Source organism: Pelomonas baiyunensis (assembly GCF_043555935.1).
Taxonomy (GTDB): Bacteria; Pseudomonadota; Gammaproteobacteria; order Burkholderiales; family Burkholderiaceae_C; genus Pelomonas; species Pelomonas baiyunensis.
Genome location: NZ_JBIGIB010000003.1, coordinates 774821 through 789884 on the forward strand (window position 1 = coordinate 774821; position 15064 = coordinate 789884).

Sequence of the window (15064 nt, forward strand, 5' to 3'; positions counted from 1 at the left end):
TCAGCGCCCCAGCGGGGCCATGCCGATCCAGGCGGCGTGCAGCCAGAACGCAAACGCCGCCCACACGGCCACCCCAATCACCACGGTGGCGGCGGTGCCCAGGGGTGTCGGCGGGGCCGAGACCGGCGCCGGGCGGCGGCGCGCGGCGCGGAACACCAGGATGGCCCACACCAGGAAGCTGCCGAACAGCATCACGTCGGCTGCGGTGTTGTTGGCGATCAGGTGGGCGAAGGCCCAGGTCTTCACGGCCAGCGTCATCGGGTGCTGCAGCTTGGCCTTGAACAGGTTGCGCGGCACCTTGGCGGCCACCAGCAGCACCAGGGCCACCAGCATCAACGCGGCCGCTGCGTGGTTCATGCCGCGAATGGCGGGCCACAGCACCACCGGCTGCTGGCGCGCCAGGCCGTAGCCCCAGACGATGAGCACGAAGCCAATCAGCGAGATCACGCTGTAGAACGCCTTCCAACCCTTGTCGCCCAGCCGGGCAATCTGGGCCGCCCGCCAACGCGGGGCCAGGGCTTGGGTGAGGTGGATGCCCAGGAACAGGGCAAGGCCAAGGGACAACCAGGTCATCAAAGGTCTCCGTGCAATCAGGTCTGTCGGTCCACGCGCAGGGCCAGCACCACCGAGCTGTTGGTGCGCAGCACGCCGTCGATCTCGCCGATTTCGTCGAGCAGCGCGTCGAGCCGGGCCGTAGTGTCGGCGCGCAAGAGCGCCATGTAGTCGAACTCACCACTCACGCTGGCCAGCTGGCGCAGCTCGGGCAGTTCTGATAGGCGCTTCACCACCTCGCGCCCGGCCTTGGGGCTGACCGTGATGCCCACGAAGGCCTGCACACTGCGGCCCGCCTCATCGCCGCCCAGGCGCGCGGTGTAGCCCACGATGCGGCCCGTGGCCTCCAGCCGCGCCAGACGCGCCACGACTGTGGTGCGGGCCACGCCCAGCTTGCGGGCGAGGGTGGCGGTGCTCTCGCGGGCGTTGGCCTGCAGCAGCAGGATCAGCCGGCGGTCGAGGTCGTCCGGGGGGGCGGTGTTTACCCGAGATTCATCCATATCGGCGAATGATGGCGACGAAACGGCGAAACAGCAATTGATTTCGTCGGAACCGTGCTTTCTTTCGTCGGCGTGGTTTTCTAGAGTGCCGGCCAACGACCCTCACCTTTGACGGAGCACCCCATGAAGATCGCCCTCCTTGGCGCCGGCCACATCGGCCAAACCATCGCCCGCCTGCTGCACGCCACCGGCGACTACCAGGTGACCGTGCTGGACAAGAACCCCGGCTACCTGAAGGTGCTGGCCGCCGAGGGCATTGCCACCGCCGAGGTGGACAGCGACAACCGCGGCGCGCTGGCCGCCCAGCTGCGCGGCAAGGACGCCGTCGTCAACGCGCTGCCCTACCACCTGGCCATCACCGCCGCCGAGCTGGCGCTGGAGTGCGGCTGCCACTACTTCGACCTGACTGAAGACGTGGCCGCCACCAAGGCCATCAAGGAAATGGCCAAGGGTGCGCGCACCGCCTTCATGCCGCAGTGCGGCCTGGCGCCGGGCTTCATCGGCATCGTGGCGCACCACCTCGCCAGCGGCTTCGACTCGGTGCGCGACGTGCAGATGCGCGTCGGTGCGCTGCCGGCCTTCCCGACCAACGCGCTCAAGTACAACCTGACCTGGTCGGTGGACGGCCTCATCAACGAGTACTGCCACCCCTGCGAAGCCATCCACGAGGGCGACACCATTGCCGCGCTGCCGCTGGAGGGCCTGGAGCACTTCAGCCTGGACGGCACCGAGTACGAGGCCTTCAACACCTCCGGCGGCCTGGGCACGCTGTGCGAAACCTGGGCGGGCAAGGTGCGCAACCTCGACTACAAGACCGTGCGCTACCCCGGCCACCGCGACCTGATGCAGTTCCTGCTGGGCGACCTGGGCCTCAAGGGCGACCAGGAAAACCTCAAGGCCATCATGCGCAAGAGCATGCCGGCCACCATGCAGGACGTGGTGCTGGTGTTCGTGACCGTGTCGGGCATGAAGAACGGCGTGCTGCTGCAGGAAGTGTTCGCCCGCAAGATCTTCGCCACGCGTGACGGCGCCCAGCCGCTGTCGGCCATCCAGATCACCACCGCTGCCGGCATCTGCGCCGCCGTCGACCTGTTCCGTGAAGGCAAGCTGCCGCAGCAGGGCTTCATCCGCCAGGAAGAAGTGGCGTTGCCGGACTTCCTGGCCAACCGTTTCGGCTCGGCCTACCAGCAAAGCCGCCAGGTCGAGTCCATCTCCTGAGCAGAATGCGCGCCATGAAGCAACAAGCCCTCTCTGTTCTCGACGCCCTGGGCGTCCACCTCCCCCCCGCTGGCGACCTGACCGTGCGCTCGCCCATTGACGGCGGCGTGCTGGCGCAGCTGCCCACGGCCACCACGGCCGACATGCAGGCCGCCATCGGCCGCGCTGCCGAGGCCTTCAAGGCCTGGCGCGTGGTGCCGGCCCCGAAGCGCGGCGAACTCGTCCGCCTGTTCGGCGAAGAGCTGCGCGCGCACAAGGCGCAGTTGGCCCAGCTCGTGTCCATCGAAGCCGGCAAGGTGACGAGCGAAGGCCTGGGCGAAGTCCAGGAAATGATCGACATCTGCGAGTTCGCGGTGGGATTGAGCCGCCAGTTGCATGGCCTGACCATCGCCAGCGAGCGCCCGGGCCACCGCATGATGGAACAGTGGCTGCCGCTGGGCGTGGTGGGCATCATCTCGGCCTTCAACTTCCCGGTGGCCGTGTGGGCCTGGAACTCGGCGCTGGCCCTCGTTGCGGGTGATGCCTGCGTGTGGAAGCCGTCCGAGAAGACGCCGCTGACCGCGCTGGCCACGCAGGCGCTGTTCGAGCGCGCCGTGAAGGCCTACCGCGCCGCCGGCCATGCCGCGCCGGACGGCCTGAGCGAGCTGGTCATCGGCCGCGCCGATGTGGGCGAGGCGATGGTGGACGACGCCCGCGTGGCGCTGGTCTCGGCCACGGGTTCCACCCGCATGGGCCGCGCCGTCGGCCCGCGCGTGGCGGCCCGCTTCGGCCGCTGCCTGCTGGAGCTTGGCGGCAACAACGCCATCATCGTCACGCCCAGCGCCGACCTGGAACTGGCCGTGCGCGGCATCCTGTTCGGCGCCTACGGCACGGCCGGCCAGCGCTGCACGACGACGCGGCGCGTCATCGCACACGAGAGCATCCACGACGCCCTCGTCGAACGCCTGGACCGCGCCCGCGCACAGCTGCCCATCGGCTCGCCGGTGGAGGCGGGCACGCTGATCGGTCCGCTGATCGACGCGCAGGCCTTTGATGCGATGCAGTTCGCGTTGACCGCCGCCCGCGAGCAGGGCGGGCAGGTGAGCGGCGGCGAGCGCGCGCTGACCGACCGTTTCCCCGAGGCTTACTACGCCACGCCGGCGCTGGTGCGCATGCCGTCGCAAACCGAGGTGGTGTGCCACGAGACCTTCGCGCCCATCCTGTACACGCTGAAGTACAAGACGCTGGACGAAGCCATCGCGCTGCAGAACGGCGTGCCGCAAGGCCTGTCGTCGGCGATCTTCACGACCGACATCCGCGAGGCCGAAGCCTTCATGAGCGCCTCGGGCAGCGACTGCGGCATTGCCAACGTCAACATCGGCACGTCCGGTGCTGAGATCGGCGGTGCGTTCGGTGGCGAAAAGGAAACCGGTGGCGGCCGCGAGAGCGGTTCGGACGCCTGGAAGGCCTACATGCGCCGCACCACCAACACGGTCAACTACTCCAGCGAACTGCCGCTGGCGCAGGGTGTGAAGTTCGATATTTGAAGAAAATCTTCGCAAGCCTGAAAAACCGGGCTATACTGCGAGGCTCTTGAAAGCCCAGGTGGCGGAATTGGTAGACGCACTAGTTTCAGGTACTAGCGGGTAACTCCGTGGAGGTTCGAGTCCTCTCCTGGGCACCAAACAAGAAAGGCCAGCACGCAAGTGCTGGCCTTTTGCGTTTCTGGCGTCAGCCGAGGGCCAGCGAGGGCTGGGAACGAACGTTTCAGCCCGGTGCCTGAAGCCAGCGGCTTTCAAACTCCGCCGCGGTCACGCCGCGCCCGAACCACCAGCCCTGACCCCAGTCGCAGCCCATGTGGCGCAGCAGCGTCGCTTGGCTTTCGGTTTCCACGCCTTCGGCAACGACCTGCATGCCCAGCTCGTGCGCCATGGTCACGATGGCGCGGCACAGGGCCAGCGCCTTGTCGCCATGCTCCAGCCCGGCGACGAAGCTGCGGTCGATCTTGAGGGTGTCGATGTCGTGGTGCTGCAGGTAGCTCAGCGAGGAGTAACCGGTGCCGAAGTCATCGAGCGAGATGGTGATGCCCGCGGTGCGCAGGGCGCGCAACCGCGCCGCCACCGCCTCGTCGCGCTCGAGCAGCAGCCCTTCGGTGATCTCCACCGCCAGCGCATCGCCAGGCAGGCCGATCGCATGCAGGTGCGCCAACCAGTCGGCCTGCGGCGCGCGCGTGCGCTCGCTGAGGAACTGCACCGGCGACTTGTTCACGCTAATCTGGAATCGACCGTGGCCCGCGCCGCGCCAGGCCCGGGCCTGCGACGCGGCTTCGCGGAACACCCAGTCGCCGATGTCCACGATCAGCCCGCTGGATTCGGCCAGCGGAATGAACTGCGCCGGACTGACGTCGCCCAGGCTCGGGTGGGTCCAGCGCAGCAAAGCCTCGGCCTTGCGCGGCGGCGCCGTCGGCTCGCGCAGATTCAGGATGGGCTGGTAGACCAGGTGGAACTGCCCGGCTGCCAACGCCTCGCGCAATTCGGCCGCGAGCCGCGCCCGGCGCTGCGCGGCCTCGTGCAGGGCCGGCGTGAAGACGCTCATGCGGTTGCGGCCGGCGCCTTTGGCTTCGTACAGCGCCTGATCGGCGTGCTTGAACAGCGCTTCAATCTCCACGCCGTCTCGCGGGGCCAGGCTCACGCCGACGCTGGCCGACACATACACCCGCTCGCCCTCCACCTCGAATGCGGCCGACACGGCGTCCAGCAGTTCGCGCCCCACGTGCTCGGCCGCAGCGGCGGCGTTTTGCGCGGCGAGCAGCACCGTGAACTCATCGCCGCCCATGCGGGCCACGATGCCGGTTTCCGCGCCGCCCGAGGGCATGCAGGCCTGCAGCCGTTCCGCCACGCGCACCAGCAGCGCGTCGCCGACGTCGTGGCCGAGCGAGTCGTTGATCTCTTTGAAGTGGTCCAGGTCCAGGAACATCACGGCCAGTTCCTCGCCCCGCATCTCGCGCAGGCTCAGCGCGCGCTCGATGCGTTCACGCAGCGAGCGACGGTTGGGCAGCCCGGTCAGCACGTCCACGCGGGCTTGCTGCCACACGGCGGCCTCCTGGCGCTTGCGGTCGGTGATGTCGGTGTGCGTGCCCACCATGCGCAGCGGCCGGCCTTGGGCATCGCGCGCGATGACCATGCCGCGGCTCAGGATCCACTTCCACGTGCCGTCGCGCGCCAGCACGCGGTGCTCGTTGCGGTAGGTTGGTGTGCGGCCGCTGAAATGGTCTTCGCGGTCGCGCTCCATCTGGGCGATGTCGTCGGGATGCGTGCGCGCGTCGAAGGCCTCCGGCGTGGCCTGCACATCGCCGGGCTCGAAGCCGTAGAGCCGCAGGTAGCGCTCCGAGAAGTGCTCCACGCCCTCCTGCACATGCCAGTCCCAGACCCCATCGCCGCTGCACTCCAGCGCCAACTTCCAGACCTCGTCGCCCGCGCGGCGCGCGGTGATGTCGGTGTGCGTGCCCAGCCACAGGGGCGAGTCTGGCAGCCGCTGGGCCTGCGACAGCACCCACTGCGCGCCCACGCGGTATTCCATCTCGAAGCGACCCAGCGCCTGCGCCGCAGCCCACCGCGCTTCGAAGCGGGCGCGGTCGTCGGCGTGCAGGCACTGCGCCAGCGGCGTCGGCAGGGCGGGGCGGTTCAGGGCTTCCGCCAGCCGCGCGTTCATCCAGAGCAAGCGCCCTTGCGCGTCCGCCTTCCAGATCTGCTGGGGCAGGGCGTCGAGCAGGGAGGCAAATTGCACAGGGGGTGGCATGTCGATGGATACGGGTCTGCCCTGCGACTGTATGCCGCCCGCGATAAGCCACAATCGCGCCCGCCCGAGTCGTTCGGGCGCGCTTTTTCGACGAGACTCCCGCATGAACAAGACCGATCTGATCGAACACCTGGCCGCCAAGCACGAGCTGACCAAGGCCGAAGCTGGCCGCATCCTCGAGACCCTGCTGGACGCTGTGGTCACCACCGTCAAGAAGGGTGGCGCCGTGTCGATCCCGGGCTTCGGCTCCTTCAAGCAACACGCCCGCGCTGCACGCAACGGCGTGAACCCCAGCACCGGCGCCAAGATCAAGATCGCCGCCGCCAAGCTGCCCAAGTTCACCCCGGGCGCTGGCTTCAAGGCCGCTGTGGACCCCAAGGCCGCTGCCAAGAAGGCCGCTGCCAAGCCGGCCGCCAAGCCCGCAGCCAAGCCGGCTGCCAAGGCCAAGAAGAAGTAATTCTTCGCACTGATGAGTTCGCGCGGCGGGAGCCCCACCATCGTCGACGTCGCCCGCGAGGCGGGCGTGTCGATCAAGACCGTGTCGCGCGTGCTCAACCATGAACCCGGTGTGCATGAAAGCACCCGGGAACAGGTGCTCAAGGTGGTGGAGGCGCTGCGCTACCGGCCCAAGCAGTCGGCCCGCAGTCTGGCGGGAGGACGCTCTTTCCTGATCGGCCTGCTGTACTACGACCCCAGCGCCGCGTTCGTTGGCAGCGTGCAGCAGGGCGCCACCCTGCGCTGCCGCGAGTTGGGCTACCACCTGGTGGTGGAGTCCTTGCACAACGACGCCCCCGACCTGCGTCAGCAGATCGACCGCATGGTGCTGGCGCTGCGGCCGGACGGCATGATCCTCACGCCCCCGCTGTGCGACAACCCCGAGGTGCTGGCCGCGCTGCGCGACAGCGGCACCCCGTGCGTGCTGATGTCGCCCGAGCGCGACCTGCCGGGCGTGCCGTCCGTGCGCATGGACGACGTGCATGCGGCCGAAGAGATCACTAACGTGCTGCTGAGCCTGGGGCACCAGCGCATTGCGTTCATCAAGGGCCCGCCGGACCAGTCGGCCAGCGGCATGCGCTACCAGGGCTTTGTGAGTGCGTTGCGCGCCCACGGCCTCACGCCCGACCCCGATCTCATCCAGCCTGGTGACTTCACCTTCGCCAGTGGCCGCGATGCCGCACACCAACTGTTGAGCCGGCGCCAGCGGCCCACGGCGGTGTTCGCCAGCAACGACGACATGGCGCTGGGCGTGCTGGCGGCTGCGCAGCGGCTGGGCTTGCCGGTGCCAGCGGAGTTGTCGGTCGTCGGCTTCGATGACTCGCCCACCGCGGGCCTGGTGTGGCCGCCGCTGACCACCGTGCGCCAACCGATGGCCGCGATGGCGCGTGCAGCGGTCGAAATGCTCGTGGCCGTGCAGCGGCCCGACATGGCTGGCGCGCCAGACGATCCTGAACTGCACAAAGTGCTGCCGCACGAAATCGTCGTGCGCGACTCCACCCGCGCACGCTGACCGTTCGCCGCAGGCGTTGAATCTGCGGCGGGCCGTCGAGCGCCGCACGCCGCTCCGCGCTCTTTCACTCGCTGGACCCCACTTTTCTGCTTGGTTTTTGGCCCAATTGACAGCGTTGTCAATCCTCGGCACGATGACCCAGGTCGATGCCCGGATTGCGCCCGCGGTGCGGGTGGGCTCGATGTTGTGTTGTTTGAGAGGCCGGCTGCGCGGAAGTGGTACGCGGCCGCGCTGCGTTGCTGACCCCTGCCTGCCGCCCCGAGCGGATTCGCCCTGCCATGACCTTGCCCGACCTTCCCCGCGCCGAGCCGGCCGCGCTCGCCGACGCCTTTCCGCCCGACTTCCTTTGGGGTGTGGCCACCAGTGCGGCCCAGATCGAGGGGGCGGCGTTCGAGGACGGCAAAGGCGCGTCAATCTGGGACCACTTCTGCCGCCAGCCCGGCCGCATCAAGGACGGCTCCAACATTGACGTCGCCTGCGACCACTACCACCGCTTCCGCGACGACGTCGCCCTGATGCAGCAGCTGGGCCTGGACTGCTACCGGTTCAGCCTGTCCTGGCCGCGCGTGCAGCCAGACGGGCAGGGCGCCTGGAACGAGGCGGGTTTTGCCTTCTACGACCGCCTGCTCGATGCCCTGCTGGAGGCCGGCCTGCAGCCGCACGCCACGCTGTACCACTGGGACTTGCCGCAGGCGCTGGACGAGCAGCTGGGCGGCTGGCTGTCGCGCGACGTCGTGGGCCACTTCGCCGACTACGCGGCCGAGGTCGCCCGGCGCTTCGGCGACCGGCTGGCCAGCATCGCCACCCACAACGAGCCCTGGTGCACCGCGACCTTGGGCTACGAGACCGCGCAGTTCGCGCCGGGTCACACCAGCCGCGCAGAAAGCCTGCAGGTGGCGCACCACCTGATGCTGTCGCACGGCGACGCGGTGGCAGCCATGCGCGCGGTGACCCGCACGCCGCTGGGCATCGTGCTCAACCACACGCCGGCCTTCCCGGCCACGCCCACCGAGGCCGACCGGCGTGCCGCGCGCATCGACGACGGCCTGAACGTGCGCTGGTACATGGACCCCATCCTGCGCGGGTGCTACCCGGCCGACGCCTGGCAGCACGTGGGCGCCGACGCGCCGCAGGTGGCGGCTGGTGACCTGGATCGCATCCGGCAGCCGCTGGATTTCCTGGGCCTGAACTTCTACACCCGCAGCCTCGTGGGTGCCGACGGCCAGCCGGTGACCGGCCCGGGCGCCCGCGGGTTCACGGACATGGGCTGGGAGATCGTGCCCGAGGTGTTGACCCAGCATTTGGTGCGGCTGGCCCGCGAGTACAACCCGCCGCCTCTGTACATCACCGAAAACGGCATGGCGAATGCCGACCGGTTGGTCGACGGCCGCGTGCCTGACGCGGAGCGCACTGCGTATCTGGCCAGCCACCTGCAGGCCGTGGCGGCGGCGCGCAATTTGGGGGCCGATGTCCGGGGCTATTTCTACTGGAGCCTGCTCGACAACTTCGAGTGGAATTCCGGCTACGCCAAGCGCTTCGGGTTGGTGCATGTCGACTACGCCACCCAGGAACGCCGGCTGAAAGACAGCGCGCTTTGGTATGCCGACATGATCCGGCGCCACCGCCAGCGGCGTTGAGTTGAGCGCCGCGCCGGCCGGTCGGTGCCCTGTGGGTCCCGGCAGGTGCGTGCTCTATGCATTCCTCCGCGTTTGCCCGGGGCGCAGCCCGGGATTTCGGTCACGCACAGGCGCTAAGCTCCGCCATGCGGTGCACTTGGCATTTTTCCCAAATGCCGAGCCCCGCAAACGGCCGAAATGACCTATGAAAGAGGGCCGGCGCAGAAGTTTGGTGCAGGCGCCAATTTCTGAGCCGAGTCGAGGGGGCCCGCCACACGGGTTCTGAGCGCATGCAGGATAGAAACAGCGATCCACTGATCGACGTCAATCAACTGACGGTGGGGATGTTCATTCATCTCGACCTGGGTTGGATGTCGCACCCATTCCCGCTGTCGAGCTTCAAGATCGCGTCGACAGATCAGTTGCTGATCCTGCGCCGCCTGGGCTTGACCCAGGTGCGCTGGAGTCCGGCCAAGAGCGACGTGCCCCAGACCGAAGACGCCGCGCCCGACCCCGCAGCCGCGCCCGCTGAAGCCGCCGATGCCGCGGCCCCGGCCGCCAAGTCGCCGGAGGAAATGGCCCGCGAGGCCCACCGCTTGGCCCTGGCGCGACAGCGTGAAGCGCTGCGCCTGTGCGAAGCGCAGTACAGCGAAGCCGCTACCGGCTTCCGTGGCGTGATGGAGAAGGTCCAGGCCGACCCGCACCAGGCCCGGATGCAGGCCGAAGGCCTCACGGCGGCGCTGCTGGACAAGATGCTGGTCGAGGGCGACCTCAACATGCGGCTGCTCAACGAAGCCGCCGGCGACCGCAGCACCGCGCACGCCCTGAACGTCTGCATCATTGCGTTGCTGCTGGGCCGGGCCTTCGGCCTGGGGCGTGACGAAATGATGGACCTGGGCGTCGGCTCGCTGCTGCACGACGTGGGCAAGCTGGAGGTGGCGGCGCGCCTGCGCCACCGCGACGAAAGCTTCACTACCGCCGAGACCCAGGCTTACCAGCAACACGTGGCCAAGGGAGTGGCCATCGGCCAGAGCATGGGCCTAGCGCCCGGTCCGCTGTTGATCGTGGCCCAGCACCATGAACACGCCGACGGCAGCGGGTTCCCGCAGCGCATCAACATGGACCGCATGAGCACCGGCGCACGCATCGTGGCACTGGTGAATCGTTTCGACGGGCTGTGCAACCCGCTGATCAGCTCCAAGGCCATGACGCCGCACGAGGCGCTGTCCTTGATGTTCGCGCAGGGGCGCAATCGCTTTGACGCGACCATGCTGAACGCCTTCATCCGCATGATGGGTGTGTACCCGCCCGGCTCCACGGTGCAGCTCACCGACGACCGGTATGCGCTGGTGGTGTCGGTCAACTCGGCGCGGCCGCTGAAGCCGCGCGTCATGGTGCACGACGTCAAGGTGCCCAAGGAAGAGGCCTTGATCCTCAACCTCGAAGAGATGCCTGACCTGGGCATTCGTCGCAGCCTCAAGCCCCAGTTCCTGCCGCGCCCGTCTTTGGACTACCTGAGCCCGCGCGCCCGCATCGCGTACTTCTTCGATGCGGTCAACACGGGCCCCGGGGAGCTGGTCACGTGAACGGCGGCCGCGAGGTCGGCCTTGACCGGTCTCGCACCCCTTCCGCATCCAGCCTGATCACTGCCTTTCTCGAAGGGCTGCCCGACCCCGCGTGGCTGGTGGACGGGCCGACCGTCAGCGTCTGCGCGGTCAACCGCTCGGCCTTGCGATTGCTGGGCCTCAAGCCCGATCTGGCGGTGGGTCAGCCTCCGCTGAGCCTGTGTGACTCGCTGGAAGACCAAGCCTTCTGGCAAGGCGCCGCGACCGACCCGCAGGCCCGCATCCGCTCTGACACCGTGCTCATGCACAGCGACGGTCAGCCCCGCTGGGTCAGCCGCAGCATCACGCCGGTGCACACGCCGGACGGCAGCCGCTACTGGCTGGTGCTGCTGCACGACCAAACCCGCCGTCGCCGCGCCGAGGCCGAGCGCGAATCGCTGCTGGCCGAGTTGCGCGCCACGCTGGAGTCCACGGCCGACGGCATCCTCGTGGTGGACCTTGCCGGTCGGGTGCGCAGCTTCAACCGGCGCTTCGCAAAGCTGTGGGGCCTGGCCGGTGGTTTGCTGCACGAGCCTGGCGACGCCGGCCTGTGGCTGAGCCTGCAACGCGTCGTGCGCGACGGCGAACAGTACCGCCTGCGGATCGAAGCCCTGCTGGATTCACCGCTGATGCGCTCCAGCGACGTTCTGCAGCTCGCCGATGGCCGCGTGCTGGAGCAGGTCTCGTTGCCGCAGCTGAGCCGCGGCGAGCCCATCGGCCGCGTGTTCTCGTTCCGTGACTTGAGCGAAAAGCTGGCCGCCCACCAGCGCATCGAGGAACTGGGGCGCTCCGACGCCCTGACCGGCGCGCCCAACCGCCGCGCCCTGGCCGATCGCATGGTGCAGCAGATGACGCAGGTGCCCGGTGCGCCGGCGCTGCCTGCTTTTGCGCTGCTGCACCTGGACCTGGACCGGTTCAAGCAGATCAACGACACGCTGGGCCACACCTATGGCGACCGCGTGCTGCGGGATGTGGTGGAGCGCCTGCGCGGCGCCGTGGGCCCGCACGACACCCTGGCTCGCCTGGGCGGCGACGAGTTCGCCATCCTGCTCGACGGCGCCCAGACGGCGGAAGCCGAAGCCGCGGCCCGCCGTGTGCAGCAGCTGCTGGCCGAGCCCTTCACCTTCGACACCCTCAGCTTCACCGTCACCGTCAGTTGCGGCATTGCCCTGTACCCGGGTGATGGCAGCACGCCGGACGAGCTCATGGCCAGCGCCGAGCGCGCGATGCACTGGGTCAAAGAGGGCGGCCGTGCGGGGTTTCGCTTCCATGTGCCGCGCAAGGAGGTGGACCTCCTTTCGCGCATGCGGCTGGACCACGACATGCGCCAAGCCTTGGCGGAAGGGCGCTTTCGGCTGCATTACCAACCGCAGGTGGAACTCGGCAGCGACCGCGTCATCGGCGCGGAGGCGCTGATCCGCTGGCGCGACCCGCAGCGCGGCGAGATTTCTCCGGCCGAGTTCATCCCGCTGGCTGAAGAGAGCGGCTTCGTGGTCGCCATCGGCGACTGGGTGTTGAAAGAGGCGGTGGCCCAGGCGGCGCGCTGGCTGGCGCGAGGCCTGCGCATGCCGGTGGCTGTCAACGTGTCGGCGCTGCAATTCCAGCAGCCGCATTTCGTGGACACCGTGGCCGCCGCCTTGCGCGACGCCATGCTGCCCGCCAGCCTGCTGGAACTGGAGCTGACCGAAGGCGTGCTGATGCGTGACACCGAAGAAGGCCTGCGCCGCATGCACGCCCTCGCAGCCCTGGGCGTGACTTTGTCGATCGACGACTTCGGCACCGGCTACTCGTCGCTCGGCTATCTCAAACGTTTCCCCATCCAACGCCTGAAGATCGACCGCAGCTTTGTCCAGGGGTTGCCCGGCGACCCGAGTGACGTCGGCATCGCCAACGCCATCGTGCAGATGGGCCGGGCACTGGGCCTGCAGGTCATCGCCGAAGGCGTTGAAACGGAAGCCCAGCGCGACTTCCTGGCCCAGGCGGGCTGCCATGAATTCCAGGGCTATCTGTTCGCCCGCCCCTTGCGCCCCGACGAGTTCGAGCAGCGCGTGCGCCCGCGCCGCCACGTGGTCGACTCTCCGGTGTCGGGCTGGCTGGGGCTGGCCAGCGGCTGATCCCGCAATCGGCGCGCCCATGGCGCGCACAATCGCCGCCATGCTTTATTGCTTCAAATCCAAGGCGGGGGCCGATGTGCTCATGATGGCGGACGGCGCCCATGCAGTGCTGGGCCTGATGGGCCGCGCGGCCGACCCCAAAGGCATCTTGCAGGCGGCCGAACTGACAAGCCTGCTGCAAGCGCTGGACGCCGGCATCGCCACAGACGAGGCGCAGTTCGAGCAGGCCGTCGCGCAAGCGGTGGCGGACGGGCGTCCTGCGCCGAAGCGGCAGGGCGTGACGCTGCGCCAGCGCGCGTGGCCGTTGCGCGAACTGATGCAGCGCAGCGCCAGCGCGGGTGCCGACATCGTCTGGGGCGTGTAGTGCTGGAAGAAGCGACACGCATCATCCTGATCCGACACGGCGAGACGCTCTGGAATCGGGACACCCGCATCCAGGGCCACACCGACATCCCGCTCAGCCCCTTGGGCGAGGCGCAAGCCGCGCGCCTGGCGGCGGCCTTGCTGGACGATGACCTGGACGCCGTCTATGCCAGCGACTTGAGCCGCGCCCGTCAGACCGCGCAAGCCGTGGCCGGCACTCGCAGCCTGCCCGTGAACTTGGAGCCTGGTCTGCGCGAGCGGGCCTTCGGGCGCTTCGAGGGCTTGAGCTGGAAAGAAATCGAGCTCACCTACCCCGACGAGGCCTTGCGCTGGCGGCGCCGGGAGCCGGACTTCCCGGTGGGCGGCGGCGAGAGCCTGACCGTGTTCAGCGCGCGCTGCGTGGCTGCGGTCCAGCAGATCGCGCTGCGCCACCCCGGGCAAACCGTTGCCGTGGTGGCGCATGGGGGCGTGCTGGATTGCCTCTACCGCGCGGCGACTGGCGTTGCGCTCGACGCCCCGCGGAGCTGGCAACTCGGCAACGCCACCATCAACCGGCTGCTCGCCAGCGCCGGGCGCTTCAACCTGGTGGGCTGGCACGACGACCGCCATCTGGCCGACCTGAGCCTGGACGATGCGAGCGCCTGAGCCGGGCGCACTGTTCACTGTTGCATCCACGCGTCGTTTGTGACAGTTGCGGCAAAAGCCGCTCCTATACTGAACCTCACTAGTCCTTCAAGGCGGGGTGTCAGCCCTGCCCAACCTTTCTGCAAAGGCAAACGATGAAGAAGATTGCACTCGCCGCCGCTCTGGCTGCCACCGCTGCCGCTCCGGCTTTCGCTCAAAGCGTGACCCTGTGGGGCCGCCTGAACACCACCGTTGAAAGCCAAAAGATTGGCGCGCAAGACCGCAAGGTCGTGGTGCAAAACAACTCCTCGCGCCTGGGCTTCAAGGGCAGCGAAGACCTCGGCGGTGGCCTGAAGGCTTCGTTCTCGCTGGAGCACGGCGTGAACAGCGACACCGGCGTTGCCACTGGCGGCACCACCTTCTGGAACCGCGCTTCGTGGGTTCAGTTGGAAGGTTCGTTCGGCGGCGTGCGTCTGGGCCGTTGGTTCCCGGGCTCGTACTTCGCGACGGCCGACTACGTGAGCAACCACAACCACGACACCGGCACCTCGGCTGACAACCTGTACGCCACCCAGTTCCAAACCACGAACAAGGTGTCTTACTTCACCCCGACCGCCGGTGGCTTCTCTGCTGAGCTGTCGCTGAGCGCCGGCGAAGGCGCCACCACCCGCGCTTCGGACATCGCCGTCAACTACGACATGGGCCCCGCCCACGCTGGTTTCGGCTACGAGAAGAAGGGTGACTTCAGCCAGATGGCCATCCGTGGCCTGTACGAGTTTGGCCCCCTGATCGTTGGCGGCTACGTGCAACGTGCTGAAAACACCTTCGGCACCGCCGGCAAGAAGACCTGGAACACGTTCCGCGTGTCCGGCATGTACGTGATGGGCCAGCAAGAGTTCCACGTGAACTTCGGCAAGGCTGACAACATCCTGGTGGACGACGGCGCCAAGCAGCTGACCCTGGGTTACAACTACAACCTGAGCAAGCGCACCAAGCTGTACGGCTTCTGGACCAAGACCGACAACCAAGCCAAGGCCACCTACGCCACGGGCGCAGCCGGTCAAGACTTCTCGTCGCTGGCCGCTGGTATCCGCCACAACTTCTGATCCTCGCGATCGGAACGCAAAAAGCGCCCTGCGGGGCGCTTTTTTCATGTCCGAATGGGCCGGAGGTCCAACTGCTGGTGCCC

13 protein-coding genes and 1 tRNA gene are annotated in these 15064 nt (G+C 68.3%); 11 read left to right on the forward strand and 3 right to left on the reverse strand.

What is annotated here, in order from left to right; genetic code table 11:
- Both ACG01O_RS14020 and ACG01O_RS14025 read right to left on the reverse strand, forming a co-directional pair.
- Positions 1-573: an NnrU family protein gene (locus ACG01O_RS14020; RefSeq protein WP_394385597.1), complete on the reverse strand. Its 573-nt coding sequence runs from the start codon at positions 571-573 to the stop codon at positions 1-3.
- Between the two features lie 17 nt (positions 574-590).
- Positions 591-1052, reverse strand: coding sequence for an Lrp/AsnC family transcriptional regulator (locus tag ACG01O_RS14025; RefSeq protein ID WP_394385599.1), 462 nt, complete (start codon positions 1050-1052; stop codon positions 591-593).
- A gap of 123 nt (positions 1053-1175) precedes the next feature.
- Here ACG01O_RS14025 and ACG01O_RS14030 point away from each other — a divergent pair, with 123 nt between their 5' ends.
- The 3 genes from ACG01O_RS14030 (at position 1176) to ACG01O_RS14040 (ending at position 3933) form a co-directional block, all read left to right on the forward strand.
- Positions 1176-2270 (forward strand): saccharopine dehydrogenase family protein, encoded by a 1095-nt coding sequence (locus ACG01O_RS14030; protein WP_394385601.1) that lies wholly within the window; start codon positions 1176-1178, stop codon positions 2268-2270.
- A gap of 14 nt (positions 2271-2284) precedes the next feature.
- On the forward strand, positions 2285-3796 hold the full coding sequence (gene amaB / locus ACG01O_RS14035; protein ID WP_394385603.1) for an L-piperidine-6-carboxylate dehydrogenase: 1512 nt from the start codon (positions 2285-2287) through the stop codon (positions 3794-3796).
- 52 nt (positions 3797-3848) lie between these two features.
- Positions 3849-3933, forward strand: a tRNA-Leu gene (locus ACG01O_RS14040).
- A gap of 83 nt (positions 3934-4016) precedes the next feature.
- Here ACG01O_RS14040 and ACG01O_RS14045 read toward each other — a convergent pair.
- Entirely contained in the window at positions 4017-6035 is a 2019-nt protein-coding gene (locus ACG01O_RS14045) for a putative bifunctional diguanylate cyclase/phosphodiesterase (protein WP_394385605.1), read from the reverse strand.
- Between the two features lie 115 nt (positions 6036-6150).
- Between ACG01O_RS14045 and ACG01O_RS14050 the strand changes: the two genes are divergently transcribed.
- From ACG01O_RS14050 to ACG01O_RS14085, 8 genes are all read left to right on the forward strand, one after another.
- The gene (locus tag ACG01O_RS14050) at positions 6151-6504 is read left to right on the forward strand and encodes an HU family DNA-binding protein (RefSeq protein ID WP_394385607.1); all 354 of its coding nucleotides are present in this window, start codon (positions 6151-6153) and stop codon (positions 6502-6504) included.
- Between the two features lie 12 nt (positions 6505-6516).
- Positions 6517-7554 (forward strand): LacI family DNA-binding transcriptional regulator, encoded by a 1038-nt coding sequence (locus tag ACG01O_RS14055; RefSeq protein WP_394385609.1) that lies wholly within the window; start codon positions 6517-6519, stop codon positions 7552-7554.
- A gap of 278 nt (positions 7555-7832) precedes the next feature.
- On the forward strand, positions 7833-9191 hold the full coding sequence (locus ACG01O_RS14060; RefSeq protein WP_394385611.1) for a GH1 family beta-glucosidase: 1359 nt from the start codon (positions 7833-7835) through the stop codon (positions 9189-9191).
- 269 nt (positions 9192-9460) lie between these two features.
- Complete coding sequence (locus tag ACG01O_RS14065; protein WP_394385613.1) at positions 9461-10756, forward strand: cyclic di-GMP phosphodiesterase; 1296 nt, start codon at positions 9461-9463, stop codon at positions 10754-10756.
- The gene (locus ACG01O_RS14070) at positions 10753-12888 is read left to right on the forward strand and encodes a putative bifunctional diguanylate cyclase/phosphodiesterase (RefSeq protein WP_394385615.1); all 2136 of its coding nucleotides are present in this window, start codon (positions 10753-10755) and stop codon (positions 12886-12888) included. Before ACG01O_RS14065 ends, ACG01O_RS14070 begins: the two co-directional genes overlap by 4 nt.
- Positions 12889-12928: 40 nt before the next feature.
- Complete coding sequence (locus tag ACG01O_RS14075) at positions 12929-13252, forward strand: DUF1840 domain-containing protein (protein WP_394385617.1); 324 nt, start codon at positions 12929-12931, stop codon at positions 13250-13252.
- A gap of 2 nt (positions 13253-13254) precedes the next feature.
- Positions 13255-13896, forward strand: coding sequence for a histidine phosphatase family protein (locus ACG01O_RS14080; protein ID WP_394385654.1), 642 nt, complete (start codon positions 13255-13257; stop codon positions 13894-13896).
- A gap of 134 nt (positions 13897-14030) precedes the next feature.
- On the forward strand, positions 14031-14981 hold the full coding sequence (locus tag ACG01O_RS14085) for a porin (protein WP_394385619.1): 951 nt from the start codon (positions 14031-14033) through the stop codon (positions 14979-14981).
- Positions 14982-15064: the final 83 nt, after the last annotated feature.

Coding starts and splice junctions, on each gene's coding strand:
- ACG01O_RS14020 (WP_394385597.1), bottom strand. CDS start 573: ATGACCTGGTTGTCCCTTGGCCTTGCCCTGTTCCTGGGCATCCACCTC.
- ACG01O_RS14060 (WP_394385611.1), top strand. CDS start 7,833: ATGACCTTGCCCGACCTTCCCCGCGCCGAGCCGGCCGCGCTCGCCGAC.
- ACG01O_RS14050 (WP_394385607.1), top strand. CDS start 6,151: ATGAACAAGACCGATCTGATCGAACACCTGGCCGCCAAGCACGAGCTG.
- ACG01O_RS14025 (WP_394385599.1), bottom strand. CDS start 1,052: ATGGATGAATCTCGGGTAAACACCGCCCCCCCGGACGACCTCGACCGC.
- ACG01O_RS14030 (WP_394385601.1), top strand. CDS start 1,176: ATGAAGATCGCCCTCCTTGGCGCCGGCCACATCGGCCAAACCATCGCC.
- ACG01O_RS14055 (WP_394385609.1), top strand. CDS start 6,517: ATGAGTTCGCGCGGCGGGAGCCCCACCATCGTCGACGTCGCCCGCGAG.
- amaB (WP_394385603.1), top strand. CDS start 2,285: ATGAAGCAACAAGCCCTCTCTGTTCTCGACGCCCTGGGCGTCCACCTC.
- ACG01O_RS14085 (WP_394385619.1), top strand. CDS start 14,031: ATGAAGAAGATTGCACTCGCCGCCGCTCTGGCTGCCACCGCTGCCGCT.
- ACG01O_RS14065 (WP_394385613.1), top strand. CDS start 9,461: ATGCAGGATAGAAACAGCGATCCACTGATCGACGTCAATCAACTGACG.
- ACG01O_RS14075 (WP_394385617.1), top strand. CDS start 12,929: ATGCTTTATTGCTTCAAATCCAAGGCGGGGGCCGATGTGCTCATGATG.